22 protein-coding genes and 1 pseudogene are annotated in these 24727 nt (G+C 70.7%); 4 read left to right on the top strand and 19 right to left on the bottom strand.

The window, feature by feature from the left end; genetic code table 11:
* Positions 1-347: 347 nt before the first annotated feature.
* From ACIQGV_RS35260 to mnmA, 7 genes are all read right to left on the bottom strand, one after another.
* The gene (locus tag ACIQGV_RS35260) at positions 348-2588 is read right to left on the bottom strand and encodes a putative bifunctional diguanylate cyclase/phosphodiesterase (RefSeq protein WP_402502421.1); all 2241 of its coding nucleotides are present in this window, start codon (positions 2586-2588) and stop codon (positions 348-350) included.
* 260 nt (positions 2589-2848) lie between these two features.
* A complete protein-coding gene (gene ligA / locus ACIQGV_RS35255; protein WP_402502418.1) occupies positions 2849-5041 on the bottom strand; it encodes an NAD-dependent DNA ligase LigA in 2193 nt (730 codons plus the stop codon).
* Positions 5042-5056: 15 nt separating this feature from the next.
* Positions 5057-6064, bottom strand: coding sequence for a methionine synthase (locus ACIQGV_RS35250; protein ID WP_402502415.1), 1008 nt, complete (start codon positions 6062-6064; stop codon positions 5057-5059).
* Between the two features lie 45 nt (positions 6065-6109).
* A complete protein-coding gene (locus tag ACIQGV_RS35245; protein ID WP_402502411.1) occupies positions 6110-6799 on the bottom strand; it encodes an SDR family oxidoreductase in 690 nt (229 codons plus the stop codon).
* A 16-nt stretch (positions 6800-6815) separates the two neighbouring features.
* Positions 6816-7355, bottom strand: coding sequence for a TIGR00730 family Rossman fold protein (locus ACIQGV_RS35240; protein WP_402502408.1), 540 nt, complete (start codon positions 7353-7355; stop codon positions 6816-6818).
* 42 nt (positions 7356-7397) lie between these two features.
* Complete coding sequence (locus ACIQGV_RS35235) at positions 7398-8225, bottom strand: hypothetical protein (protein ID WP_402502405.1); 828 nt, start codon at positions 8223-8225, stop codon at positions 7398-7400.
* Positions 8226-8289: 64 nt separating this feature from the next.
* Positions 8290-9423: a tRNA 2-thiouridine(34) synthase MnmA gene (gene mnmA, locus ACIQGV_RS35230; protein WP_402502402.1), complete on the bottom strand. Its 1134-nt coding sequence runs from the start codon at positions 9421-9423 to the stop codon at positions 8290-8292.
* A gap of 60 nt (positions 9424-9483) precedes the next feature.
* Here mnmA and ACIQGV_RS35225 point away from each other — a divergent pair, with 60 nt between their 5' ends.
* Entirely contained in the window at positions 9484-10167 is a 684-nt protein-coding gene (locus tag ACIQGV_RS35225; RefSeq protein WP_402502399.1) for an N-acetylmuramoyl-L-alanine amidase, read from the top strand.
* An 84-nt stretch (positions 10168-10251) separates the two neighbouring features.
* Here ACIQGV_RS35225 and ACIQGV_RS35220 read toward each other — a convergent pair whose 3' ends face one another.
* The 3 genes from ACIQGV_RS35220 to ACIQGV_RS35210 all read right to left on the bottom strand — a co-directional run bounded on the left by ACIQGV_RS35220 (position 10252) and on the right by ACIQGV_RS35210 (position 11945).
* A complete protein-coding gene (locus tag ACIQGV_RS35220; RefSeq protein WP_402502395.1) occupies positions 10252-11421 on the bottom strand; it encodes a cysteine desulfurase family protein in 1170 nt (389 codons plus the stop codon).
* Positions 11422-11494: 73 nt separating this feature from the next.
* Positions 11495-11761 carry a DUF4190 domain-containing protein gene (locus tag ACIQGV_RS35215; protein WP_402502392.1) on the bottom strand — a complete coding sequence of 89 codons (267 nt, stop codon included), beginning with the start codon at positions 11759-11761 and terminating at the stop codon, positions 11495-11497.
* Between the two features lie 19 nt (positions 11762-11780).
* Positions 11781-11945, bottom strand: a complete 165-nt coding sequence (locus ACIQGV_RS35210) for a hypothetical protein (protein WP_402502389.1) — start codon at positions 11943-11945, stop codon at positions 11781-11783.
* Positions 11946-12090: 145 nt separating this feature from the next.
* Between ACIQGV_RS35210 and ACIQGV_RS35205 the strand changes: the two genes are divergently transcribed.
* Positions 12091-12723 carry a TetR family transcriptional regulator gene (locus tag ACIQGV_RS35205; protein ID WP_402502386.1) on the top strand — a complete coding sequence of 211 codons (633 nt, stop codon included), beginning with the start codon at positions 12091-12093 and terminating at the stop codon, positions 12721-12723.
* Here the strand turns inward: ACIQGV_RS35205 and ACIQGV_RS35200 are convergent.
* The 8 genes and pseudogenes from ACIQGV_RS35200 to ACIQGV_RS35165 form a co-directional block, all read right to left on the bottom strand.
* Positions 12692-13682: pseudogene (locus ACIQGV_RS35200) on the bottom strand (helix-turn-helix transcriptional regulator). The gene ACIQGV_RS35205 and the pseudogene ACIQGV_RS35200 overlap by 32 nt on opposite strands.
* Before the next feature lie 150 nt (positions 13683-13832).
* Positions 13833-14678 (bottom strand): thioesterase family protein, encoded by an 846-nt coding sequence (locus ACIQGV_RS35195; RefSeq protein ID WP_402502383.1) that lies wholly within the window; start codon positions 14676-14678, stop codon positions 13833-13835.
* A 273-nt stretch (positions 14679-14951) separates the two neighbouring features.
* Positions 14952-15617, bottom strand: coding sequence for a trimeric intracellular cation channel family protein (locus tag ACIQGV_RS35190; RefSeq protein ID WP_402502380.1), 666 nt, complete (start codon positions 15615-15617; stop codon positions 14952-14954).
* Positions 15618-15680: 63 nt separating this feature from the next.
* Positions 15681-16814: an ABC transporter ATP-binding protein gene (locus ACIQGV_RS35185; RefSeq protein ID WP_402502377.1), complete on the bottom strand. Its 1134-nt coding sequence runs from the start codon at positions 16812-16814 to the stop codon at positions 15681-15683.
* Positions 16811-17905 carry an ABC transporter ATP-binding protein gene (locus tag ACIQGV_RS35180; RefSeq protein ID WP_402502374.1) on the bottom strand — a complete coding sequence of 365 codons (1095 nt, stop codon included), beginning with the start codon at positions 17903-17905 and terminating at the stop codon, positions 16811-16813. The genes ACIQGV_RS35185 and ACIQGV_RS35180 overlap by 4 nt, the downstream gene beginning before the upstream one ends.
* A complete protein-coding gene (locus tag ACIQGV_RS35175) occupies positions 17902-18909 on the bottom strand; it encodes an ABC transporter permease (RefSeq protein WP_402502371.1) in 1008 nt (335 codons plus the stop codon). The genes ACIQGV_RS35180 and ACIQGV_RS35175 overlap by 4 nt, the downstream gene beginning before the upstream one ends.
* An 82-nt stretch (positions 18910-18991) precedes the next feature.
* Complete coding sequence (locus ACIQGV_RS35170) at positions 18992-20734, bottom strand: ABC transporter substrate-binding protein (protein WP_402502368.1); 1743 nt, start codon at positions 20732-20734, stop codon at positions 18992-18994.
* An 85-nt stretch (positions 20735-20819) separates the two neighbouring features.
* On the bottom strand, positions 20820-21818 hold the full coding sequence (locus tag ACIQGV_RS35165; RefSeq protein ID WP_402502365.1) for an ABC transporter permease: 999 nt from the start codon (positions 21816-21818) through the stop codon (positions 20820-20822).
* Between the two features lie 648 nt (positions 21819-22466).
* On the opposite strand from ACIQGV_RS35165, the gene ACIQGV_RS35160 reads away from it, so the two are divergent.
* Positions 22467-23036, top strand: coding sequence for a hypothetical protein (locus ACIQGV_RS35160; protein ID WP_402502362.1), 570 nt, complete (start codon positions 22467-22469; stop codon positions 23034-23036).
* A 117-nt stretch (positions 23037-23153) separates the two neighbouring features.
* Positions 23154-23732, top strand: a complete 579-nt coding sequence (locus tag ACIQGV_RS35155; protein ID WP_402502359.1) for a hypothetical protein — start codon at positions 23154-23156, stop codon at positions 23730-23732.
* 124 nt (positions 23733-23856) lie between these two features.
* Here ACIQGV_RS35155 and ACIQGV_RS35150 read toward each other — a convergent pair whose 3' ends face one another.
* A complete protein-coding gene (locus ACIQGV_RS35150) occupies positions 23857-24648 on the bottom strand; it encodes an enhanced serine sensitivity protein SseB C-terminal domain-containing protein (RefSeq protein WP_402502356.1) in 792 nt (263 codons plus the stop codon).
* Positions 24649-24727 lie beyond the last annotated feature (79 nt).

The following is a 24727-nucleotide window of genomic DNA, read 5'->3' as shown; positions in this document are numbered from 1 at the left end:
GACAGCAGCGGACACGAGCAGCACAAACCCCACCAGGCCGTCCCGACAGAGGCGCGGGGAACTGCGCGACGAGCCACCACACCGCTGCAGGCGCAGAACGGCGAACAGACCGGTCACAGAACCGCGGACAGCAGCGGACACGAGCAGCACAAACCCCACCAGGCCGTCCCGACAGAGGCGCGGGGAACTGCGCGACGAGCCACCACACCGCTGCAGGCGCAGGACGCGGGCCGAACGGCCGACGGCAGGGCGCTCGGCGGCCGAGCGGGCGACCGGCGGCCGGACGGACGGGCGAGCAGCCGGCCCGGCGGGCGGGCGGCAGCCGGGCGGGCGGCGGCCCGCGGCGTCTACTCGGCGGCCGGGAGCGCCGCGCGCGGCCGCTGCCAGCCGCGGGCGCCGCGGGCGCGGAGCCAGGCCGTCGTCTCGTCGGGCGGCATCGCCGCGGCGACCAGCCACCCCTGTACGGCGTCGCAGCCCAGGTCGCGCAGCCGCTCCCAGGTCTCGTCGTCCTCGACGCCCTCGGCGACGACGAGCAGACCGAGGGAATGCGCGAGATCGACGGTGCAGCGCACGATCTCGGCGTCCTCGTTGTCGACGGCGAGCCGGGCCACGAAGGAGCGGTCGATCTTCAGCTCGCTGACCGGCAGCCGCCTGAGGTGCACCAGTGAGGAGTAGCCGGTGCCGAAGTCGTCCAAGGACATCTTCACGCCGTGCGCGGTGAGGCCGGCGAGGGTGTCGGCGGCGCGCTGCGGGTCCTCCAGGAGGACGTGTTCCGTGATCTCCAGCTGGAGCGCCCCGGCCGGGACCCCGTGCCGGGCGAGCCGCGCGGCGACGGAGCCGGCGAAGCCGGGCGAGTGGACGTCACGCGGGGAGACATTGACCGCGACGGGCACGAACAGGCCCTGGGAGCGCCACCGGGCGACCTGGCCGAGCGCGCTCTCCAGCACGTACTCGGTGAGGTGCGGCATCAGACCGGAGGACTCGGCGATGGCTATGAACTCGTCCGGCGGGACCTTGCCCCGCTCCGGGTGCACCCAGCGGACGAGGGCCTCCAGTCCGGCCACCTGTCCGTCGAAACGGACCTTGGGCTGGTAGTGCAGCTGCACCTCGTGCGCGTCCAGCGCCCGGCGCAGGTCGGCCAGCAGTCCGAGGCGGTCGGGGGTGTTGGAGTCGCGCTTGGACTCGTAGACCTCGACCCCGGTGCGGTCCCGCTTGGCCTGGTACATCGCCACGTCCGCGCGGCGCAGCATGCCCTCTGCGTCCGCGGCGTGGTCGGGGAAGACGGCGACTCCCGCGCTGGCCTCCAGCACGAGCGTGAGCCCGTCGAGGTCGAGCGGGGAGCTGAGCGCGGCGACGATGCCGCGGGCGATACGGGTCGCGGACGTGGTGGAGTCGGCGACCGGCAGTAACACGGCGAACTCGTCGCCGCCGAGCCGGGCGACCTCCGCGCCCCGCGGCAGGGCCAGCCGCAGCCGGTCCGCGGTCTGCAGCAGCAGCCGGTCACCGGCGAGATGGCCGAGCGTGTCGTTGACCGACCGGAAGCGGTCGAGGTCGATCAGCATCAGGGCGGACCGGGCGCCGATGCGCTCGGCGTCGTCCAGGGCGGTCCAGATGCGCTCCAGCAGCCACTGGCGGTTGGGCAGCCCGGTCAGCGGGTCGCGCAGCTGCTCCTCGGCGCGGGCGCGGGCCATCCAGAGGGTCGAGTCGAGGGCGACGAGCGGGATCGCGAACAGGGGCAGCAGCAGCGGCTTGTCCATCGCGACCACGCACACCAGCGGGGCTATGCCGAGCAGCGCGACGGCCACCAGGCCCTGCCGGACCAGAGCGGTGCGGGCGATGGTGGGCAGCCCGCCGGAGCGGGGCGCGTGGAGGTACCACAGCAGGGCGCGTGAGACGGCGAGGTAGGACCCGGCCGCCAGCGCCACCTCGGGGGCGGTGTAGAGACTCCAGGTGTCGGGGTTCCAGGGGGTCTCCACCGACGGCACCCGGCCGAAGGAGGCGAGCACGAGTGCGCCGGCGCCGATCCCGAGGATGTCCACCGCCCCGTGCAGCACGCCCTGCCGCCAGCGGTGTCTGCGGGCTATGCCGACCAGGACGACGACGGTGAGGCTGACCATCCCGGCGGGCACCCAGCCGTACAGCAGCAGCACCGCGAGGGTGAGCGCGGCGCCCGATCCGGTGCCGCCCCACCAGCGGGCGCGGCCCAGCATGACCAGATGACCGACGATCAGGCCGGTCAGCACGGCCAGCGCCCAGCCGGCCGTGCCCGACGGGAACAGCGCGTGGCTGCCGGTGAAGGCCCGGTGGAAACCGGCCCCGAGGGCGAGCCCGGCGGCCGCGACGACCGCGGCGGGCAGCGGGGGCAGGGAGGTGTGCCGTTCGGGGTCCGTGCCGGGCAGTGCGGCGGCGGGCCCGGCGGTGAGCGGGACGGCGCCCAGCGGGACCGCGCCCACCGGGGCGGCGCCCAGGAGGTCCGTGCCGGCGCGGTCCGGCGCGGTGACGCGCCGCAGGGCCGCCCTGCCCTCGCGCCACACGCCGGCCAGCCGACGCAGCCGTGAGTGCGGGGCGGCGCTCTCGGTCGGTTCCATTCCCGTCCCTCTCACAGCCGGCGGTGCCCACGCCACGCGGCCCCGATGCCCGACATTCCGCATCGGCACCACGTCGGAAAACCCTTCCCGCTGCTCTCCGGCAGCAGAGGAATGCCCCGACCGCAGCTGGGCACGGCAGGTGCACACCTCAACAGTAGGCCGCGGAAGGCTTCCTCGGGCAGCGGTCGTCGACGGTTGCCCGAATGCGCCCTGGCCACCCGTATGCATCTGATATGCGCCGATCGGGTGGCCTTCAACCGCTACTCCTCGGTCGGAACCGCGAATTCCGTGGCTGCTTCCGGCCCTTCCGCGAGCAGGACGTCGAATCCGTCCTCGTTCAGAACCGGAACCTTGAGCTGCATCGCCTTGTCGTACTTCGAACCGGGGTTCTCACCCACCACGACGAACGAGGTCTTCTTCGACACGGAACCGGTCACCTTCGCGCCTCTGCTCTGCAGGGCGTCCTTGGCTCCGTCGCGGGTGTAGCGCTCCAGGGTGCCGGTGACGACGACGGTGAGGCCCTCCAGCGGGCGCGGTCCCTCGTCCTCGCCGGAACCTTCCTCCTCCAGCGAGACCCCGGCGGTCCTCCACTTGCGCAGGATCTCCTGGTGCCAGTCCTCGGCGAACCACTCCTTGAGGGCCTTGGCGACGATCTCGCCCACCCCGTCGACGGCGGTGAGCTCCTCCTCGCTCGCCTGCTGGATGCGGTCGATCGAGCGGAACTCCCGCGCGAGGGCCTCGGCGGCGACCGGCCCGACGTGCCGGACGGACAGCCCGGTCAGCAGCCGGGCGAGCGGGCGCTGCCTGGCCGCGGCGATGTTCTCCAGCATCGCGACGGCGTTCTTCTTCGCCTCGCCCTGCTGGTTGGCGAAGACCGTGACGATCTTCTCCTCGCCGGTCTTCGGGTCACGCTTGGGCAGTCCGCTGTCCTGGTCGAGGACGTACGCCTTGATCGGCAGCAGCTGCTCGACGGTGAGGTCGAACAGATCGCCCTCGTCCTTCAGCGCGGGCTCGGCCGGCTCCAGCGGCTTGGTGAGCGCGGCCGCGGCCACGTACCCGAAGTGCTCGATGTCCAGCGACTTGCGGCCCGCCAGGTAGAACAGGCGCTCGCGCAGCTGGGCCGGGCAGGTGCGGGCGTTCGGGCAGCGCAGGTCGATGTCGCCCTCCTTCATCGGCCGCAGCGGGGTGCCGCACTCGGGACACTCCGAGGGCATCACGAACTCGCGCTCGCTGCCGTCCCGCAGGTCCACGACCGGGCCGAGGATCTCCGGGATGACGTCACCCGCCTTGCGCAGCACGACGGTGTCGCCGATCAGCACGCCCTTGGCCTTGACGACGTCCTGGTTGTGCAGCGTCGCGAACTCGACCTCCGAGCCCGCCACGGTGACCGGCTCGACCTGCGCGTACGGCGTGACCCGGCCCGTACGTCCCACGCCCACGCGGATGTTGACCAGTTTGGTGTTGACCTCCTCCGGCGCGTACTTGTACGCGATCGCCCAGCGCGGGGCGCGTGCCGTGGAGCCCAGGCGGCCCTGGAGGCGGATCTCGTCGAGCTTGACGACCACGCCGTCGATCTCGTGCTCCACGGAGTGGCGGTTCTCGCCGTAGTGGGCGATGAACTGCCGCACTCCGTCGAGGCCGTCGACCACCTTGTTGTGCCGGGAGGTGGGCAGGCCCCAGCTCGCCAGCAGGTCGTACGCCTCGGAGAGGCGGGTCATGCCCTCGAAGCCCTCCAGGGCGCCGATGCCGTGCACGACCATGTGGAGCGGCAGGGTCGCCGTGACCTTCGGGTCCTTCTGGCGCAGCGAACCCGAGGCGGAGTTGCGGGGGTTGGCGTACGGCTTCTCACCCGCCGCCACGCGGCGGGCGTTGAGGCCGGCGAAGGCGTCCATCGGGAAGTAGACCTCGCCGCGGATCTCGACGAGGCGGGGCACGTGCTCGCCGGTGAGGCGGTGCGGGATCTCCGCGATCGTCATCACGTTGGGCGTGATGTCCTCGCCGATCCGTCCGGTGCCACGGGTGGCCGCCCTTACGAGACGGCCGTTCTCGTACGTCAGGTTGACCGCGAGGCCGTCGACCTTGAGCTCGCACAGGAAGTGGTGGTCCGGGGTGCCGACGTCCTTCGCGACGCGCTCGGCCCAGGCGGCGAGTCCGGCGTCGTCGAAGACGTTGTCGAGCGAGAGCATGCGCTCGCGGTGCTCGACCTCGGCCAGGTCGGTCTCGAACTCGACGGCCACCTTCTGCGTCGGCGAGTCCGGTGTCCGCAGCTCCGGATGCTCCTCCTCCAGCGCCTCCAGGGAGCGCAGGAGCCGGTCGAACTCCGCGTCGCTGACGACCGGGGCGTCCTTCACGTAGTACCGGAAGCGGTGCTCCTCGATCTGCTCGGCGAGCTCCGCGTGCTGCTCGCGCACCTCGGCGGGCACCGTCGTCTCCGCTTGCTTGTCGCCGGCCACCGTGTCGTCCTCCCGTTACTCAGGGTTGTCCGCGAGTGATCTCGCCGCCCGTACGCAGTGGGCGAGGGCACGGCGGGCGTAGTCGGGCGAGGCGCCCGCGAGTCCGCATGCCGGGGTGACCGTGACCGCGTCCGGGAGAAGTCCCGGCCGCAGCCCCAGCCTGCGCCACAGCGTTCTGACACCCATGACGCTACCGGCAGGGTCCGACAATCGGCCGTCCGTGCCCGGCACGACACCGGCGAAGAGCCGGGTGCCCGCCTCCACGGCTTCACCGATCACCTCGTCGTCACGTTCGGTGAGGAGCGAGAGGTCGAAGGAGATGCCGGCCACGCCCGCCCGGCGCAGCAGCGCGAACGGCACGTCCGGTGCGCACGAGTGGACCACGGTCCGCCCGTCGTCGTGCACCCCGACGACGTCGCGGAGCGCGGCCTCCACGAGCTGCCGGTCCACGGCCCGGTGGGTGCGGTAGCCGCTGGCGGTCCTGACCTGCCCGCGCAGCACGGAGGTCAGGGACGGCTCGTCGAGCTGGAGGACGAGCTGTGCGCCGGGCACGCGCCGCTGCATCTCCGCCAGGTGCAGGCGCAGGCCCTCGGCGAGGGAGGCGGTGAGGTCGCGGCAGGCTCCGGGGTCGGAGAGCGCGGCCTCGCCGTTGCGCAGCTCCAGACTCGCGGCGAGGGTCCAGGGGCCGACCGCCTGCACCTTCAGCGGGCCGCGATAGTCCTGGGTGAACTCCTCCAGCGCGTCGAGGTCCTCCCCCAGCCAGGAGCGGGCGCGCTTGGTGTCCCGGCCGGGCCGGTCGCCGAGGCGCCAGCCGCTGGGCTCCACGCGCGCGTACATCTCGACGAGCATCCCCGCGGTCCGCCCGATCATGTCCGCGCCGGGCCCGCGCGCGGGCAGTTCGGCGAGGTACGGGAAGTCCTCGAAGGACCCGGTGACGGTCTTGGCGGCCTCCCGGGCGTCGCCGCCGGGCATGGACCCGACGCCGGTGGCCGCGCCGAAGCTGAACTGGCTGTCTTCGCTCACCGGGTCAGCCTACGGAACACCACCGGCGGTCCATGCGCCGCGGGCTCACCTGCCCGGCCGGACCGTGAGGTCGTTGACCTCGGCGTCGCGGGGCAGGTCGAGGGCCATGAGGATCGTCGTCGCGACGGACTCGGGGTCGATCCACCTGGAGGCGTCGTAGTCCTTGCCCTCCTGCCGGTGCACCTTGGCCTGCATGGGGCTGGCCGTGCGGCCGGGGTACACGGAGGTGACGCGGACGCCGTTGCCGTGCTCCTCGTGGCGCAGGGAGTCGGCGAGCGCCTTCAGGCCGTGCTTGGAGGCGGCGTACGCGGACCAGTCGGCGTGGGCGTTGAGGCCGGCGCCGGAGTTGACGAAGAGCACGTGCCCGCGCGAGGCGCGCAGTTGGGGCAGGAAGTGGCGGGTCAGCTCGGCCGGGGAGACCAGGTTGACGTTGAGCTGGTGGCGCCATGCCTTGGGGGTCAGGTCGCCGACCGGGCCGAGGTCGACGACGCCCGCGATGTGCAGCAGGGTGTCGACCCGGTCCGGCAGCGTCTGGTGGGAGAAGGCCCAGCTGAGCCGGTCGGGGTCGGCGAGGTCGCCGACCAGGGTCTTCGCGCCGGGGAACCGGGCCGCCAGCTCCTTGGCGCGGCCCGCGTCGCGCGCGTGCAGCACGAGTGCGTCCCCGCGCGTGTGCAGACGGCGGGCGACGGCCGCGCCGATGCCGGAGCCGGCCCCGGTGATCAGATGAGTTGCCATGCCCGCCATGCTCGCATCACCGCACGCCGTGGCTCTCCTCCAGGTAGGCCAGTGCGCCGACCGGCTCCTCGGCGAAGAACACCAGCTCGGTCAGGGGGCGGGGCAGGAAGCCCTCGTCCTCCATGCGGCGGAACTGCTCCTTGAGGCCGTCGTAGAACCCGGCGGTGTTCAGGAGCACGACCGGCTTGTCGGTGTGGCCGTGCTTCTTCAGCTCCAGGATCTCGGTCGCCTCGTCCAGCGTGCCCGTGCCGCCGACCATGACCACCACGGCGTCGGCCTTCTCCAGGAGGAGCCTCTTGCGCTCGGCGAGGTCGCGCGCGACCACCATCTCGTCCGCCCCGGCGCGGGCCGTCGCGGACAGGAAGCCCACAGAGACGCCGACGAGGCGCCCGCCCGTCTCCTGCACGCCGTCCGCCACGACCTTCATCAGGCCGACGTCGGAACCGCCCCACACGAGGGCGTGCCCGCCCTTGCCCATCAGCTCGGCGAACTCGCGCGCGGGGCGGGTGTAGCGGTCGTCGAGGTCGGCGGCGGAGAGGAAGACGCAGATGTTCATGAGCGACACCGTACGGCTCCCCCTCCGACCCGGGACAACCGGTTATCGCACGTCCACGTAGTCCCCGGTCGTGGCCTTGGCGCCCGTGACGGAGTCGCCCGCGTAGTACCAGCGCCAGGTGCCGTCCTTGGCCGCGGTGACGGTGGTCTTCAGGGCGCCCGTCGAGGTGGTCGTGAGCGTCTTGACGTTCGTGTACGTCGTCGTGCCCGCCGCCTTGAACTGGAGGGTGACCTTCTGGCCGCCGTACAGGTCGTAGCGGTGCGTGTCCCAGTTGGCGCGCTTCAGAGTGCCCTTGACCGTGATCGGCTTGCCCTTGGTGACCGGCTCCGGGCTCGCGTCGGCGCTCTCGATGAGGGAGGCGCGCTTGAGGCGGGTGGTGTAGGCGAGCAGGTCGTCGTCATAGCCGCCGCCGACCTTGATCGCCAGGCCGGCCGTCTTCCACGTCGTGGCGTCGCTGTTGACGAGCTTCTTGCCCCCGGGGAGCATCAGGGGGTCGATCTGAAGCGACTCGTCACAGTCGTGGTAGGTGTAGCCACCGGCGCTCGACTGCATGCAGTTCCACTGGATCGTCCCGATGGCCAGTCCCCTGCTGTTCGAGCCGAAGGTGCCGCGATAGACGCGGATGCTCCAGTCGTCCAGCTTGGCCTTCGTCCTCACCGTGTACGTCATCGGCACCTCGATCTCGGCACCCGTGCCCACCACGATCGGCTTGCCCTTGTTGATGACCACAGCCGAGAACGTGATGTCGCTGTCGGCCGCGTGCGCGCTCGGAGCCGTGAGCAGCATGCTCGCGAGAGCCGTGCCGGCGGCCGCGAAAACGGTTGCCGCGCGCCGCGCGGCCGGGAATCTGTCCTGGATCGGCAGAGTCATGTCCCACCCCTGATGTGTGCCTGTGAACACCGGGCGATGATCCGCCCGGTGCGGGCACTCTAGATCAAGGGTGCGACAGCGCCTCCGCGCGCGTGGTCGACGCGATGGTCGCCGAACCGACCACGCGTGTGCCGTCGTACAGCACGATCGCCTGGCCGGGCGCGACGCCGCGGACCGGCTCGGCGAACGACACGACCAGCTCGCCGTCGACCGGTTCGGCGGTGACCTCGGTCTCGCCGCCGTGGGCGCGCAGCTGGGCGGTGTAGGTGCCGGGGCCGGCGGGGGCCGCGCCGCACCAGCGGGGCTTGATCGCGGTCAGCCCGGTCACGTCGAGGGCGGCGGCCGGGCCGACGGTGACGGTGTTGTCCACCGGGGAGATGTCCAGGACGTAGCGGGGCTTGCCGTCGGCGGCGGGGGTGCCGATGCGCAGGCCCTTGCGCTGGCCGATGGTGAAGCCGTAGGCGCCGTCGTGGGTGCCGAGCTTGTTGCCGCCCTCGTCGACGATGTCCCCCTGTGCCGTGCCGAGGCGGCGGGCGAGGAAGCCCTGGGTGTCGCCGTCGGCGATGAAGCAGATGTCGTGCGAGTCGGGCTTCCTGGCGACCGCGAGGCCGCGGCGCTCGGCCTCGGCACGGATCTCGTCCTTCGTCGTCACCGTGTCGCCGAGGGGGAACATGGCGTGCGCGAGCTGCCTGTCGTCCAGGACCCCGAGGACGTACGACTGGTCCTTGGCCATGTCGGAGGCGCGGTGCAGCTCGCGGGTGCCGTCCTCGCGCAGGATCACCTGGGCGTAGTGGCCGGTGCAGACCGCGTCGAAGCCGAGGGCGAGGGCCTTGTCGAGCAGGGCCGCGAACTTGATCTTCTCGTTGCAGCGCAGGCACGGGTTGGGCGTGCGGCCTGCCTCGTACTCGGCGACGAAGTCCTCGACCACGTCCTCGCGGAAGCGGTCGGCGAGGTCCCAGACGTAGAAGGGGATGCCGATGACGTCCGCGGCGCGGCGGGCGTCGCGGGAGTCCTCGATGGTGCAGCAGCCCCGCGCGCCCGTGCGGAAGGACTGGGGGTTCGCGGACAGGGCGAGATGGACGCCGGTCACGTCGTGGCCCGCCTCGGCGGCACGGGCGGCGGCGACGGCGGAGTCGACACCGCCGGACATGGCGGCGAGGACACGGAGGGGGCGGGGGCGCTGCGGGGAGTCAGTCATAACCCCTCCAGGGTACGGGGGCGCGGGAACCGGAGCCCGCGAGTATCCGTTGTGGATCACATGGGACGGACTACGGGCGACTCGGACCGGCGGATCAGACGCCGGGCCCTGCTCGTCGGGGGAATGGCGGCCGCGGCCGGCACTGCGGTGCTCGCGCGCGACGAGCTGCGCCGGCTGTGGTGGCGGGTGCCCGGTGTGGAGAAGCCGCGCAAGGCGGGCGAGGTCGATTTCGCGGGGGCCCGGTGGACCGCGGCGTCGTCGGCCAACTTCCGCTGGGCGGACCGGCCGGACGACTACGCGATAGACCGGGTGGTCATCCATGTCACCGAGGGCAGTTTCGCGAGCGCGGTGCAGGTGTTCCAGGATCCGGGCCACGGGGCGGCGGCGCACTACGTCGTCGGCCAGGACGGCCGTGTCACGCAGATGATCCGTGAGCTGGACGTGGCGTACCACGCGGGAAACCGGGAGTACAACGAGCGCAGTGTCGGCATCGAGCACGCCGGTTTCGTCGACCGCCCGCAGGACTTCACGGACGCGATGTACGCGGCCTCCGCGCGGCTGACCGCCCGGATCTGCGCGCGCTACGGCATCCCCGTCGACCGGGAGCACATCGTCGGCCATGTCGAGGTGCCGGGCACGGACCACACCGACCCTGGCCCGCACTGGGACTGGGACCGGTATCTGCGCCTGGTACGACGGGCCGGCACGGCCCCCGATCCCACGCCCACGCCCACGCCCGCCTGACGGCTCGGGCCGGTCCCTGACGGCTCGGGCCGGTCCCTGACGGCTCGGGCCGGTCCCTGACGGCTCGGGCCGGTCCCTGACGGCTCAGGTCAGCCCTGCCGCCCGGGCCCGTTCCACGGCAGGTCCGATGGCCTTGGCGACGGCCTCGACATCGGCCTCGGTGGAGGTGTGGCCGAGGGAGAAGCGCAGGGTGCCGCGGGCCAGGTCGGGGTCGGTCCCCGTGGCGAGGAGGACATGGCTGGGCTGGGCGACCCCGGCGGTGCAGGCGGAGCCGGTGGAGCACTCGATGCCCTGGGCGTCCAGGAGCAGCAGCAGGGAGTCGCCCTCGCAGCCGGGAAAGGTGAAGTGGGCGTTGGCGGGGAGGCGGCCCCCGGGGGCCGGGTCGCCGCCGAGGATCGCGTCGGGGACGGCGGCGCGGACCGCGGTGACCAGGTCGTCGCGCAGGGCGCCGATCTCGTGGGCGAACCACTCGTGCTGTCCGGCGGCCAGCCGTGCGGCCACGGCGAAGGAGGCGACGGCGGGCACGTCGAGGGTGCCGGAGCGCACATGGCGTTCCTGGCCGCCGCCGTGCAGGACGGGCACGGGGCTGTACTCCCGGCCCAGCAGCAGTGCGCCGATGCCGTACGGGCCGCCGATCTTGTGGCCGGAGACGGTCATGGCGGCGAGCCCGGAGCCGGCGAAGTCGACCGGAATCTGACCGAACGCCTGGACCGCGTCGGCGTGCAGCGGCACCCCGAACTCCTGCGCCACGTCGGCCAGTCCACGGACCGGCATGACGGTGCCGATCTCGTTGTTCGCCCACATGACGGTGGCGAGGGCGACGTCGTCGGGGTTGCGGGCGACGGCCTCGCGCAGGGTGTCGGGGTGGACGCGGCCGTGGGCGTCGACGGGCAGGTACTCGACCGTGGCGCCCTCGTGCTCGCCGAGCCAGTGCACGGCGTCGAGGACCGCGTGGTGCTCGACGGGGCTGGCCAGGATGCGGGTACGGGCCGGTTCGGCGTCGCGGCGGGCCCAGTACAGGCCCTTCACCGCGAGGTTGTCGGCCTCGGTGCCGCCGGAGGTCAGGACGACCTCGCTGGGCCGTGCGCCGAGCGCCTCGGCGAGGGTCTCACGGGCTTCCTCGACCGTGCGGCGGGCTCTGCGGCCCGAGGCGTGGAGGGACGAGGCGTTTCCGGTGACGCCCAGGTGGGCGGTCAGGGCCTCTGCCGCTTCCGGGAGCATCGGCGTCGTCGCGGCGTGGTCGAGGTAAGCCATGGTGACGCCGATTCTACGGGGCCCCGCCGGGGGCACCGCGGGCGGTGTCGGCCGTGTGCGGCCGGAAAGCGCCTCAGAAGCTCCAGGAGATCGCGTTGTCGGCCTGCATGAACGCGGCCAGCACCACGAGGTCGGCGACTCCCAGCGCGAGCCCCAGACAGGCCCGGCCGCGCCGGCCCGTCCCGCGCCACAGGGCGACGCCCGCCAGCACGACGGCGATCGGGCCGAGGAAGAGGTTGAAGACGAGCAGGCCCAGCAGGCCGAGGACGAAGGACGCGACGGCCATGCCGTCGTAGTCGCGTGCGGTGTCGTGGCCGGTGGCCGGTGCGGTGAGGTGCATGATGATCGGCTCCCTTCGGTCAGCGGGCGGACGTGTGGTGGCGGCCGTGGCGCTCGCGCAGCGCGAAGACGCCGAGCCAGGCGGCGATCACGGCGGCCGTGACGAGGGTGAAGGAGAGCGGCGCGTGGGCGACGGCGCCCATGACGACGCCGAGCAGCAGAAGTGCGGCGACGAGGAACAGCATCGGATGGAATCCCCCTCCGGAACGCTCCAGGGGCACGGCCCGTGAAGCTTCGGTGAACGGTTGTAGTTACAGTTGTTCACTGACTTCTGAGTCTAACGTACCCGACGGCTTCCCAATTCCGGAGAACAGTTGTTAACTGCATGGCATGAGTCACACTCTCGGCGTCCGGCAGGCCCAGAAGCAGAAGACCCGTCAGGCCCTCCTGGACGCGGCCCTGGAGCTGCTGGAGGGACAGAGCCTGAGCAGCCTGGGCCTGCGCGAGGTCACCCGTGCCGTCGGAGTCGCCCCCACCGCCTTCTACCGGCACTTCCGCTCCACCGCGGATCTCGGCGTGGCCCTGGTCGAGGAGGCGCTGGGCAGTCTGCATCCGATGATCCGCACGACCGTGTCCACGACCGGCGACAGCGACCGGCGCATCGAGCGGGCCGTGGAGCTGATCGCCGGTCATGTCACCGCGTACCCCTCCCATGTGCGCTTCCTCGCCCGCGAGCGGCACGGCGGCGTGCAGCCGGTGCGGGAGGCGATCCGGGAGCAACTCGCCCGGTTCGCCGAGGAGGTGAGGACCGAGCTGGCCAAGGACCCGGAGTCGGCGGGCTGGAGCGACGAGGACCTGCTGATGCTGGCCGGTCTCTACGTCGACCAGATGCTGATCACCGCCTCCCTGTTCCTGGAGGCCCAGGAGGCGGAGGCGCCCGAGGAGGAGCGGCGGCGCATCACCCAGGTCGCCTCCCGTCAGCTGCGGCTCATCACCGTCGGCCGCGACCACTGGCTGGACTGACACGGCCGTACGTCCCGGCGGCGGACACCCCCGCGCGGGCCGGCTCCTCGCGGACCTCGGGCGGCTCCAGCACCTCCACCCGGTCGCCGAACCGGAGCGGTTGACGCGCCTCGCCGAGGATCCCGTACGCCGGCCGTACGGTCACCCACTCCCCGTCGGGGCTCCTCCCGGGCGACCGGCCAGGGCGCGTTCAGGCGCAGGAACAGCTCCGGGCGGTCGCGGCGCACCCGCGCGGTGACGCCGAGGCCGCCGCGACGCTCCTCCACCCGGCGGCGCAGCATCTCCCGGACGCCGGCCGGTCCGGCGCCGGGGCGGCGCCGGACGAAACCGGGCAGGACGGCGGCCCAGCGGATCCGGTCCGCGCGCAGCAGCCGGGGCCGGCCCCGGCGGTCGGCGACCAGGTACCGGACCCCGGCCTTGGCGACCAGGCCGTACGGGTCGACGGTGCAGGTCCGGGGCTCGTCGGTGCCGCCGCGCCGGTGACTCGGCCTCAGGCGACGGTCGGCGAGGACCACGTCCGGAGGACGGCCGGGGCGGCAGGTGGAGGACGGCCAGGGCGGCAGGTGGAGGACGGCCGGGGCGGCGGGTGGTGTCCACGAGGACGCGGCGGGAGACGGCCTCCGCCGCCGGGCGGTGCGGTGCGGGCAGGGCCGCCATCACCTTGCGCAGGGCCTGGCCGAGAGCCGTGTCCGGGCCCGGCCGGCATGGGCGCCGCGGGCCGCGGGCACGAACAGCGCCCTCGGCTCGTCGGCGGTCGGGCCGGTGACGTCCGTGCGGAAGCCGTCCAGGAGGCGGATGCCGCCGTGCCGGGTGCGGACCGGGGCACCCGCGCCGGAGAGGACCTCGACGTCCCGGTGGACGGCGCGGACCGAGGCGCCCGGACGGGCCGCGAGGTCGGAGGCGGGGACGCTGCCGCGTCCGGAGGAGCGGGAGGATCGACAGGGGCGGTCGGACTTCACCCGTCAGGCCATGAGCCGGCGATCATCACGCCCACCCGTGCGTCCCGGCCGACACCGGCGATCACCCCCCCCCGTGCGCCCGGCCGCCGTCGGCGGCTTCGCGCCGCCCCGCGCGGGCCGTGCGGGCCGTGCGGTTCCCCGCGTCGCCCCTCAGGCCAGCCGCACCCGGGCCAGCTGCCGGGACTGGGCGACCAGGCGGTCCTCGCTGTCCCAGATCTCGGCGTCCTCCTCCAGGAAGCCGCCCGCCAGGTTGCGGGTGGTGATCGAGACGCGGACCGGGCCGGGGGCCGGGCGGCACCGTACGTGGACGGTCAGTTCGACCGTCGGGACCCAGCCCTTGATGCCCATCTCGAAGGCGGTCGGGGGAAGGGCGTCGACCGCGAGGAGGAGGGACAGCGGGTCCATGTCCCGGCCGTCGGCGAGGCCGAACCAGGAGCGCATCTCGCCCCTGCCGGAGGGCTGTCCGAGGGCCCAGCCGAGGGTCGCCGGGTCCAGCTTGAGCATCAGCCGGTCGGCGATGGCGGAGCTGCCGTCGACCGGGGCGGGGCCGTCCTCGGGGCCGAAGCACTGCTCCATCGGCGGGAGGGCGGGCGGCTTCGCCGTGGTGCGCACGTCGTCGGGGAGGGTGCCGAGGTCGCCGTAGGAGGCGAGGACGCGGATGCGCTCGACCTCCGCGCCCCGCTCGTCGTACTGGAAGAGCGACGCCTGTCCGGTGGACAGGGTGCGGCCGGTGCGGACGACGTCCGTGCGCACGACCGCCGGGCCGGGCTGGGACGCCGTCAGATAGTGCGCGGAGACCGTGAACGGGTCCGGGTGCGGCAGGGCGTCGGCGAGCGCGCGGCCCAGCACCGCCAGCAGATAGCCGCCGTTGACGGCGCTGATGATGGTCCAGCCGGCCGAGAGGTCGATGTCGTAGACGCCCTCGGAGCGGCGGGTGAGCGCGGTGTCTCGGTCGAACTCGCTGTCGCCGATGAGCGCCTGGGATGCCTGAGCCATACAGGTACCGTACAGCAGGAAATTACTAAGCGGTAGCTTTGCAGTTCGCGAAGCGCCGCGGACAGGAGCACCGGCCCTAGGGCCCTTCTGATGGATCTCCGCGGCGTCGCGACGCCCGGCACGCACTCCCCCACTGCCTCAAGGGCGCGGGAGGTGCCCCCAGCCGCACGGCGCGGAGGGACAGGTGGCTCCGCCACATGACCCTCCGCGCCGCACACCGATCGCACGCACCGAACGCCGCTCCTTCTCCCACGGAGATCCATCAGAAGGGCCCTAGACCTCGTCCGCCTCCCGCGCGGTCGACCTCCGGTTCCACGCCCTGGGCGCCCGCCAGTGGTAGTGCATCGCCAGCAGCCGCAGCACGAACGCCGTCACCACCGCGAGGCCCGAGGTGAACGGGGTCAGCGCGTCGAAGCGGATGCAGAGGACCACCATCCCCGCGCCGACCATCGCCGGAACCGCGTACAGGTCGCGGTCCCAGCGCAGCAGCGAGGGCACCTCGTTGGCGAGGACGTCCCGCAGGACACCGCCGCCGACCGCCGTGGCGAGGCCGAGGGCGGCGGACGCGGTCAGGTTCAGCCCGTACTCGTACGCCTTCGTCGTGCCCGAGACGGCGAACAGGCCGAGGCCCGCCGCGTCGAAGACGTTCACTCCGAGCTGGATGCGCTCCACCTCCGGGTGCAGGAAGAACACCAGGAGCGCGGCCAGCAGGGGCGTCAGGAAGTAGCCCAGGTCCGTGAAGGCGGCCGGGGGCACCGCGCCGATGACCAGGTCGCGGAAGAGTCCGCCGCCCAGCGCGGTGACCTCGGCGAGGACGGCGATGCCGAAGACGTCGAAGTTCTTGCGCACGGCCAGCAGGGCGCCGGAGATGGCGAAGACGAAGATGCCGATCAGGTCGAGCGTGTGCTGGACGGACGGGCTGAAGAGTTGCTCAAGCACCCTACATTCTTACCTATGAGTGAGCCCCCGCCTTGCAATGCAAGGCGGGGGCTCACTCAAGGATTACTTCTCGTCGGACTTGGAGACCGTGGCCTCCGGCACCAGCTCCGCGGCGTCCTTCGCGGCGCTCAGCAGCTCGGTGTCCTGCGGCTGCTGGTCCTCGAAGTTCTCCGGGTGGTGGCAGGCGACCTGCTGGCCGGGACGCAGCTCGATCAGCGGCGGCTCGGTGGTCCTGCAGATCTCCGTCGCCTTCCAGCACCGGGTGTGGAAGCGGCAGCCGCTCGGCGGCGCGATCGGTGAGGGCACGTCGCCCTTGAGCAGGATCCGGTCGCTCTTGGCGTTCTTGCGGCTGGGGTCCGGGATCGGCACCGCCGACATCAGCGCCTTGGTGTACGGGTGCATCGGCGACTTGTAGAGCAGGTCGCGGTCGGCCAGCTCCACGATCTTGCCGAGGTACATCACCGCGATCCGGTCCGAGACGTGCCGGACGACCGACAGGTCGTGCGCGATGATCACGTACGTCAGGCCGAGCTCCTGCTGGAGGTCGTCCATCAGGTTCACCACCTGCGCCTGGATCGACACGTCCAGCGCGGACACCGGCTCGTCCGCCACGACCAGCTTCGGGTTGAGCGCGAGCGCGCGGGCGATGCCGATGCGCTGGCGCTGGCCGCCGGAGAACTCGTGCGGATAGCGGTTGTAGTGCTCGGGGCTGAGACCGACGAGGCCGAGCAGACGCTGGACCTCCTTCTTCACACCGCCCTCGGGCTCGACGCCCTGGAGCTTGAAGGGTGCGGAGACGATGGTCCCGATGGTGTGCCGCGGGTTCAGCGAACCGTAGGGATCCTGGAAGATCATCTGCACGTCCCGGCGGAGCGGGCGCAGGCCCTTCACCCCGAGATGCGTGATGTCGGTGCCGTCGAACTCGACCTTCCCGCCCGTGGGTTCGAGGAGGCGTGTGATGAGCCGGCCCATGGTGGACTTGCCGCAGCCCGACTCCCCGACGACGCCGAGCGTCTCGCCCCGGCGCACCTCGAAGTCGATCCCGTCGACCGCGTGCACCGCGCCGACCTGCCGCTTGAGCAGGCCCTTCGTGATCGGGAAGTGCTTCTGCAGGCCGGTGACCCTCAGCAGCACCTCGCGCTCGGGGCGGGTGCCCTTGTTCTGCGCGGGAATCTTCACCGCGTTCTCGTCACTCACAGCTTCGGCGCAATCTCTTCGGTCCAGATACGCTCCCGCTGCTCCTCGCTCAGGTGGCAGGCGGCCCAGTGCCGGCCGCCGACCTCGGTCAGCTCCGGACGGACGGTGCGGGTGACGTTGTCCTTCGGCAGGTCCGCGTAGGGACAGCGCGGGTTGAAGGCGCATCCGGACGGGACGTTGATCAGGGAGGGCGGGGAACCCTTGACCGGCACGAGGCGGTCCTGCAGGTCGCGGTCGAGCCTCGGCATCGAACCGAGCAGACCCCAGGTGTAGGGGTGACGCGGCTCGTAGAACACCTTGTCGGCGGGGCCGCGCTCGATGCACCGGCCGCCGTACATCACCAGCAGGTCGTCGGCCAGTTCGGCGACGACGCCCAGGTCGTGGGTGATGACGATGACCGCCGAGCCGAACTCCTTCTGCAGATCCCGGATGAGGTCGAGGATCTGCGCCTGGACGGTGACGTCCAGAGCGGTGGTCGGCTCGTCCGCGATGAGCAGCTCGGGGTTGTTGACCAGCGACATCGCGATCATCGCGCGCTGGCGCATACCGCCGGAGAACTCGTGGGGGTAATTGTCGACGCGCTTGTCCGGCTCGGGGATGCCCACCCGGTCGAGCATCTCGACCGCCCGGCGGCGGGCGGTCTTCTTGTCGACGTCGTGATGGACCCGGTACGCCTCCACGATCTGGTTGCCGACCGTGTAGTACGGGTGCATGGCGGACAGCGGATCCTGGAAGATCATCGCCATGTTGCGGCCGCGGAGCCGCCTCACCTCGTCCTCGCGGGCCGAGACGAGCTCCGTGCCGTCGAGCCAGATCTCACCGGACATCCGCACGTTCTTGCCGCGGTTGCCCAGACGGTGCAGACCCATGATGGCCAGCGAGGTCACCGACTTGCCCGAGCCGGACTCGCCGACGATGCCGAGGGTCTTGCCCTTCTCCAGCTGGAAGCTGAGCCCGTCGACGGACTTCACCAGGCCGTCGTCGGTCGGGAAGTGCACCTTCAGGTCACGCACGTCGAGGAACGCTTTGGGGCTGTCCCCCGCACGCGCGGGCTCGCCCACAGCGGCCCCGGTCTTCGAAAGGTCGGTCACGAGAGCCTCACCCGCGGGTCGACGGTGGCGTACAGAACGTCCACCACCAGGTTGCACAGCACGACGAAGAAGGCGGCAAGCAGGGTGACGCCCAGGATCGGCGGCAGGTCGTTGTCGGTGATCGCCTGGACGGCGTACTGGCCGATGCCGGGCAGGGAGAACACCGACTCGGTGATCACCGCGCCACCGAGCAGCAGCCCGATGTCCATGCCGAACACGGTGACGATCGGGGTGAGCGCGGCCCGCAGACCGTGCTTGACCACGACCTTGCGTTCCCGCAGGCCCTTGGCCCGTGCCGTGCGGATGAAGTCCTCGCTCATGGTCTCGAGCATGCCGGACCGGGTCAGGCGCGCGTAGATGGCCGAGTAGAGCAGCGCGAGCGAGCACCACGGAAGGAACAGGGTGTTGGCCCACTGCGACGGGTTCTCCGTGAACGGCACATAGGTCCGCCCGAAGATCTCCAGCTTGTAGCTGAAGACCAGCAGGGCCAGCTGGCCGGTGAAGAACATGGGCAGCGAGACGCCCGCCAGGGCGATGCCCATCGCGGACCGGTCGAACACGGAGCCGGGCTTGAGCGCCGAGACGACACCCGCGGCGACACCCGACACCAGCCAGAGCACCGCAGCGCCCGCGGCCAGCGAGATGGTCACCGGCAGACGGTCGACGAGCTGCGGCCAGACCTCGATGTGGTTCTTGAACGAGTACCCGAAGCACGGGACGTCGCAGGAGGCCGTCGTCGGACCGAGGTTGTAGGTGGCGCCGGAGACGATCCCCTTGATGAACTCCCAGTACTGCTCGTAGATCGGCTTGTCGAGCCCGAGGTTCTGCTTGACCGCCAGGATGTCGTCCGGCGAGGGGTTCTTTCCGATGTACTGCGCGGCCAGCTGATCGGGAGTCTGTCCTGCCAGCCTCGGCAGCAGGAAGAAAATGCCGAAGGTGACCGCGGTGACGACCAGCAGCAGGATCACTGCGGCGATCGTCCGGCGGATGATGTACGAGATCACGGGGACCGGCGCTGGCGCCCGCGGACCGTGCAGCCCGCGGGCGCCAATGCCTTCACCTGCCTTCCAGGGCTTCTTCTTCGCGCTACTTCTTGGTCGTGCCGAGGTTCAGAACGTCGTACTGACCGCTCCAGGCGGCCGAGGAGACCACGTTGGTGGCGTTCGGCGAGCGGTACAGCAGAACCTTGAAGTACGTCAGCGGCACGATGACCGCCTCGTCCATCGTCTTCTTGTCGACCTCGGCGTAGGCCGCGTTGCGCGCCGCCTCGTCCGGGTTCTGGATCGCAGCGTCGAGCGCCTTGTTGACGTCGGCGTTGTTGAACGACGAGAGGTTGGTGTTGCCGGAGCTGCTGATCGCCTTGCCGTTGAGGATCTGGTTCAGGAACCCGTAACCGGTGGGCCAGTCAGCACCCCACTGCATCATCATGATGCCGATGCCCTGCTTCTTGGCGAACGCCGGGACGCCGGCGTAGTCCGTGAAGTACTTGCCGGACGGGTACTGCTTCATCTCGGCGTTGATGCCGACCTTCTTCAGCGAGTCGATGATCGCCGTCGCCGCGTCGACCTCCTGCTGGCGGTCGCTGCGGGCGGAGATGAAGGTCTTGAAGCCCTTGGCCTGGCCACATGCCTTCAGCTGGTCCTTGGCCTTCGCCGCGTCACCCTTGTTCTCGGGCGTCGAGTAGGTGTCGAACCGCTGGTAGCCGATGACGTCCGGCGGAAGGACGGTGCTGGCTATGTCACCACGGACCGGGCCACCCTGAGCGGTCTGCACGGCCACCTTGTCGATGGCGTACTGCACGGCCTTGCGGCACTCGACGTTGTCGAACGGCTTGACCTGGGTGTTCAGCGCCGCGTAGACGAGTCGGCCACCGTACGTGTTGTCGGTGTTGGCCTTCTGGTCCTTGTTGTTGAGCAGCTGGGCCTGGGTCTGGGTGTCCACACCGCGGCCGGCCAGGTCCACCGTGGTGGTGCCGGCCATCAGGTCCTTGTCGATGGTGGCCTGGTTGACCTTCAGGTTCACCACGATCTTGTCCGGGTACTGCTTGCGCAGGGGGTCGGTCGTGGCGTCCCACGCGGTGTTGCGGACGAGGGTGACCGACTTGCCCTCCTCGTAGCTCTCGAACTTGTACGAGCCGGAGGACACGATCTTCTTGGTGTAGTCGACGCCGGTGTCCTTGGCCTTCGGCACCGGGGCCGTCTGCGGGGCGGTGACCAGGTAGTCGAAGTCCGTGAACGGCTGGTTGAGCTTGAAGGTGATCGTGTACTTGTCCGGCGTCTCGATGGACGCCAGGCCCTTCGGGTTCTTGTCCTTGTACGGACCCTTGTACTTGTCGCCGCCCTGGAGGAACTGGGCGAAGTAGTTCGGGCCGAGGGAGAGGACGTCGCGGGAGAAGTTGGAGCGCTCCACCGCGTACTTGACGTCCGCCGAGGTGACCTCGGTGCCGTCCTCGTACTTCACGCCCTTGCGGATCTTGTACGTCCAGGTCTTGCCGCCGTCGGACGACTGGCCCTTGGACTCCGCGAGGTCCGGGACGACCTCGTTGCCCTTCTCACCGGGAGCGGGGTTGAACGTCAGCAGCGGACGCGCGTAGAGGCGGCTGAAGTTGTACATGTACGCGTAGTACGTGTTGCCCGGGTCGAACGAGTCCGGGACGTCGGACATCGCGTAGGTGACCGTCCCGCCCTTCTGCGTGGAGGCGTTGACGACCCCCTTCGTCGCAGCGTCGGCGGCGGCCTTCTTGCCGTTGTTGTCGGTGCTGTCGTCGTCGGCCTTGCTGCAGCCTGCCAGGAGCAGACCGGTGCCGCTGATGGCCGCGACTACGGCCATTGCTGACCTTCGCATGATGGTCGCATTCCCCTTCTTGGTTGGACACATGGGATGAGCTTTGCTGTTCGTCGGCGGTTGCGGACGATCAGCGGCTACGGGGATCGAGGGCGTCCCGGAGGCCGTCACCGAGAAGGTTGAAGGCCAGGACCGTGATGAAGATGGCAAGACCGGGAACGATCATGTACTGCGGGTCGACCTCGAAGAAGTCGACGGCCTGGTTGAGCATCCCGCCCCACGACGCCTGCGGAGGCTGGATGCCGACGCCCAGGAAGCTGAGCGACGCCTCGAAAAGGATGTTGGTCGGGATGAGCAGCGTCGAGTACACGATGACCGGCGCCACGAGGTTGGGCAGCAGTTCCTTGAAAAGGATGTACGGCCCGCCGGCGCCGAGCCCCCTGGAGGCGTCCACGAACTCCCGCTCGCGCAGGGCGAGCGTCTGGCCCCGCACGATACGGCCCATGTACGGCCAGTTGAAGAAGCCTATGACGAAGATCAGCACGAGGATGTGGAGCGGGAGGCCCTCCAGACCGAAGGCTCCGCCCTGGAGCGTCGCCGAGATGGCGATGGCGAAGAGCAGCAGCGGGAAGGCGAGGAAGGTGTCCATCAGACGGCTGATGACCGAGTCGACGCGACCGCCGTAGTAGCCGGCGATCAGACCGAGCACCGTGCCGATCACATTGGAGAGGACCGTCGCGCCGAAGGCGACCACGAGGGAGACCCAGGAGCCTTCGAGGATGCGCGCCAGGATGTCCCGCCCGAACTTGGGCTCCACCCCCAGCGGATGATCCCAGCTCATACCGCCGAAGTCACCCTTGGGGAGGGTGGTGTTGGGATCGATCAGGTCCTGGTTGAAGGCGTCGGGGTCGAGTCCGAGCAGGGACTGCAGGGGACGGGAGAGGACGGCCGCGACGATGAGCAGTACGACAACGATGCCTCCGGCCACCGCCACCTTGTCCCGCTTGAAGCGGGTCCAGGCGATGCGCCCGAGGGACCGGCCCTCGATCTGCTGAGATTCCACGCCGTCCAGCACTGCCTCGGGCTGGGCCCCGGCCTGTGATCCGGTGGCCTCGATCGGTGCCGTCACAAGTGCCCTGCCCCTTCTCGGCCGGTGGTGTCCGGCCCACTCTTCCGCCGTTGTCGGCGTGTGATGTCCCTGCTCGTCGCGCGACGGCCGCAGGTGATGCGGCCCCTCCGTCCGGCCGGCCCCCCGATATGGGTACTCGTCTCATGGGGCCGGCACGGCTCGCGCCTGGGAAGGCGAGTCTTCAACGCGTTAGTGATCACACGCCAGATCCGCCACCGAAAGTATGCCTAACCGTGATGCTCCCTGAGGCATTCCGTTATCCGAACATCCGACGCCGTCACCCGGTGACCGACGGGAGCCGGTCCGGCACGCGCCGCGCACCGCGATTCACCCGCCGGTCCGACAACTCGCCCTGAAAAAAGGGAAGTTGATATCCCGCATCGACCAATGTGGCGGGCGTCACACTCGTCCGAAAATTTGACCGCTTTGGCCACACCCGTCACGGTTCACCCACCCACGAGAGCCAAAAGCGCGTCAACTTCCGGACACCCTCGATGAGTTTCCCACTGCAAAATTGAGGAACCCCTGAGCTTCCGACCCCGGCCTCGGGATGAACCTGTTGCTCCCGCCGTCCGGCGCTGAATAGGTTTCTCACCGTCAACGCGGCCCGGAAAAGGGATCCGCGAACCACGCGACACGGGGAATCACGTGAAGTCGAAAATCAAGAGTTCTCTCTGTGCGGCCACGACCGGCACCGCGCTTCTCGCCGGCAGTTTCGCCGTCGTTCCGGCGATGGCCACGCCGGCCGCCGCGGCCCACTGCGAGCCGTTCCAGTACCACAAGACGCGCCAGCTGGGCAGGCCCTTCTACCGGACGACAGGGCCCACCAACAGCAAGTACAACAGCAGCTCCCACAGGTCGAACCTGAACATCACGGTCACGAGGGACACCACGCGATCCACGGCCTGGAAGGTCGAGGCGGGCGGCAGCCTGAACTTCGCCATCGCGGAGGTCAAGGCCGACTTCAACGTCAACATCACGAAAACCGTCAAGCGGGGCGTGAAGGTGACCAACACCATGGTCGTCGACGCCCGCAAGCGCGGATACACCCGCCCCATGGTCGAGTACCGCAAGTGGGTGGTCGAGCAGTGGCGGCAGGCCGGCAACTGCAGCCAGGTCTACGTGAAGCAGATGGGCATCCTGTCCGGCATCACGTCCTCCATGCACTGGGCGGAATGCCAGACGCGCAGCGTGAACGGCTGCACGCCCAAGCCCTGAGGCAGTGCACCCGTCTGACGCAATGAATCACTGAATCACCGTTCCGGCCCGACGGCGAAATCAGCGCCGTCCGACCGGACGAAATAAATCAGAAAAGCTATAAAGCCATGGAGAGAAATGCGTAAGTCATTAGCACAAGCAAGCACTCTGGCCTGCCTCCTGGCCGCCGCCCTCGCCGGTGCGGGGGAAGCCGCCGCGGCGCCGGCGGAGGTCCAGGCACAGGCGTGCCGCCCTGGCGCGACCTCGGTCACCTGGCAGAACACCGGCAAGTCTCTCGTGCTGACCCACGGGTCCGTCCGGACGCACATCGGGACCCCTGAGCCCGCCACGGTCCGGCCGCAGCGGATCACGACGGTCAAGGCGGTCGTCAGCGGCGGGCTGAAGCCCGCCAAGGCGATCGACAGCCTCGGTGCCAGGACCCGGCTCAATCTGGTCGACGCCGGCAAGGCCACCCCGGCGACCGTGGTGGTCAGAGCAGTGGCCAGAAGCGGGCGCACCGTCTTCTTCGCCGGAACGACGAAGGCGTCCGGCTCCTACCGCGCGAAGACGTGCAACGCAGGGGGGACCGGCTACGGAAGCCCGGTGACCGGCAAGGCGACGAGCTGGACGAGCGTCCAGCGAGGAGCGGTGAACTGCGCGGACCGGGTCCCCTCGAACTCGCTCGCCAGGAAGGCCCAGGCCAGGTTCTGCGGCTGAGCCCGCACTCCGTGGTCTCGCCCTCACCTCCGGTGTGACCACCTTCGAACGACGGAACGGCCGGCCATCCCCCTGTCGGCCGTTCCGTCCTGCGCGCGCAAAGCGCCGCGAGCGGACCCGGCCCTCAGAACCGGCCGGGGACGGGCGGGTAGCCGTAGCCGGGTGCGGGCGCGGGAGCCGCGTGCGCCTCACGGTCGTAGAACGGCCGTGCGTTGGCCCGCATCCACATCGCGACCGGGCAGTGCTCGTCCGACATGGCCACCGTCGACACGGGCAGCCCGTCGGGCACGGCGCCGATGGACTGGTGCATCATGGCGCGCACCGAGTCCACGGCCGGCGGCGAGGTCTCGTACACGTCGAGGCCGATGGCGAGATACGGTGCTCCGAGCGCCGGCTGCACCCAGGCACGGCGCAGGGTCCGCACGGCCGGGGTGCGATGGGCGTTCTGCGCGAGCAGGGCGTAGAACTGCGGGATCTCGATGCCGGGTTCGGCCAGCCGCAGCGGGCCGGCCGGCTGGCGGTCCAGGCCCGTGGCGATCCGGCGCAGATCGAGCCAGGGGATGCCGACGCCGCCGCCCGGAGCATGCGGGTTGAGCCACAGGCCGTAGTGGTCGGAGTAGAGCGTGCGGGCGACGTCGACTCCGTCGACGACCTCGTAGGAACGGTTCCAGCCGCTGGCCGCGAGCTCCTGGGCCGAGGTGACGCAGGGCGCGTAGGACTGGCCGTCGACCTCCATGGTGCCGTACTGGGCGTCCGGCGAGCCGGCCTGGCCGTGCCAGAGCAGCATCCAGATCTGGCCTGAGGCGGGGGTGGCGAGGGCGTGCAGAAGTGCCTCGTAGGCGTCGTAACGCCCCGGGGTGACCTGGCGCAGCGTGTGCTCGACCGTGCCGGTCGCGGCGGTGCCGCTCGCGCTCACTGTGTTCGCCCCTTCTTCTCTCTGACCGATTTAATGAAACCAGGTTATGTCGTCCCGGGGGAGGTACGGAGGGGGCTCG

The sequence above is a fragment of the Streptomyces sp. NPDC093094 genome, assembly GCF_044754345.1.
Taxonomy (GTDB): domain Bacteria; phylum Actinomycetota; class Actinomycetes; order Streptomycetales; family Streptomycetaceae; genus Streptomyces.
Note: the sequence above shows the minus strand (reverse complement) of the source record. Positions and strands in the feature narration are given on the sequence as shown.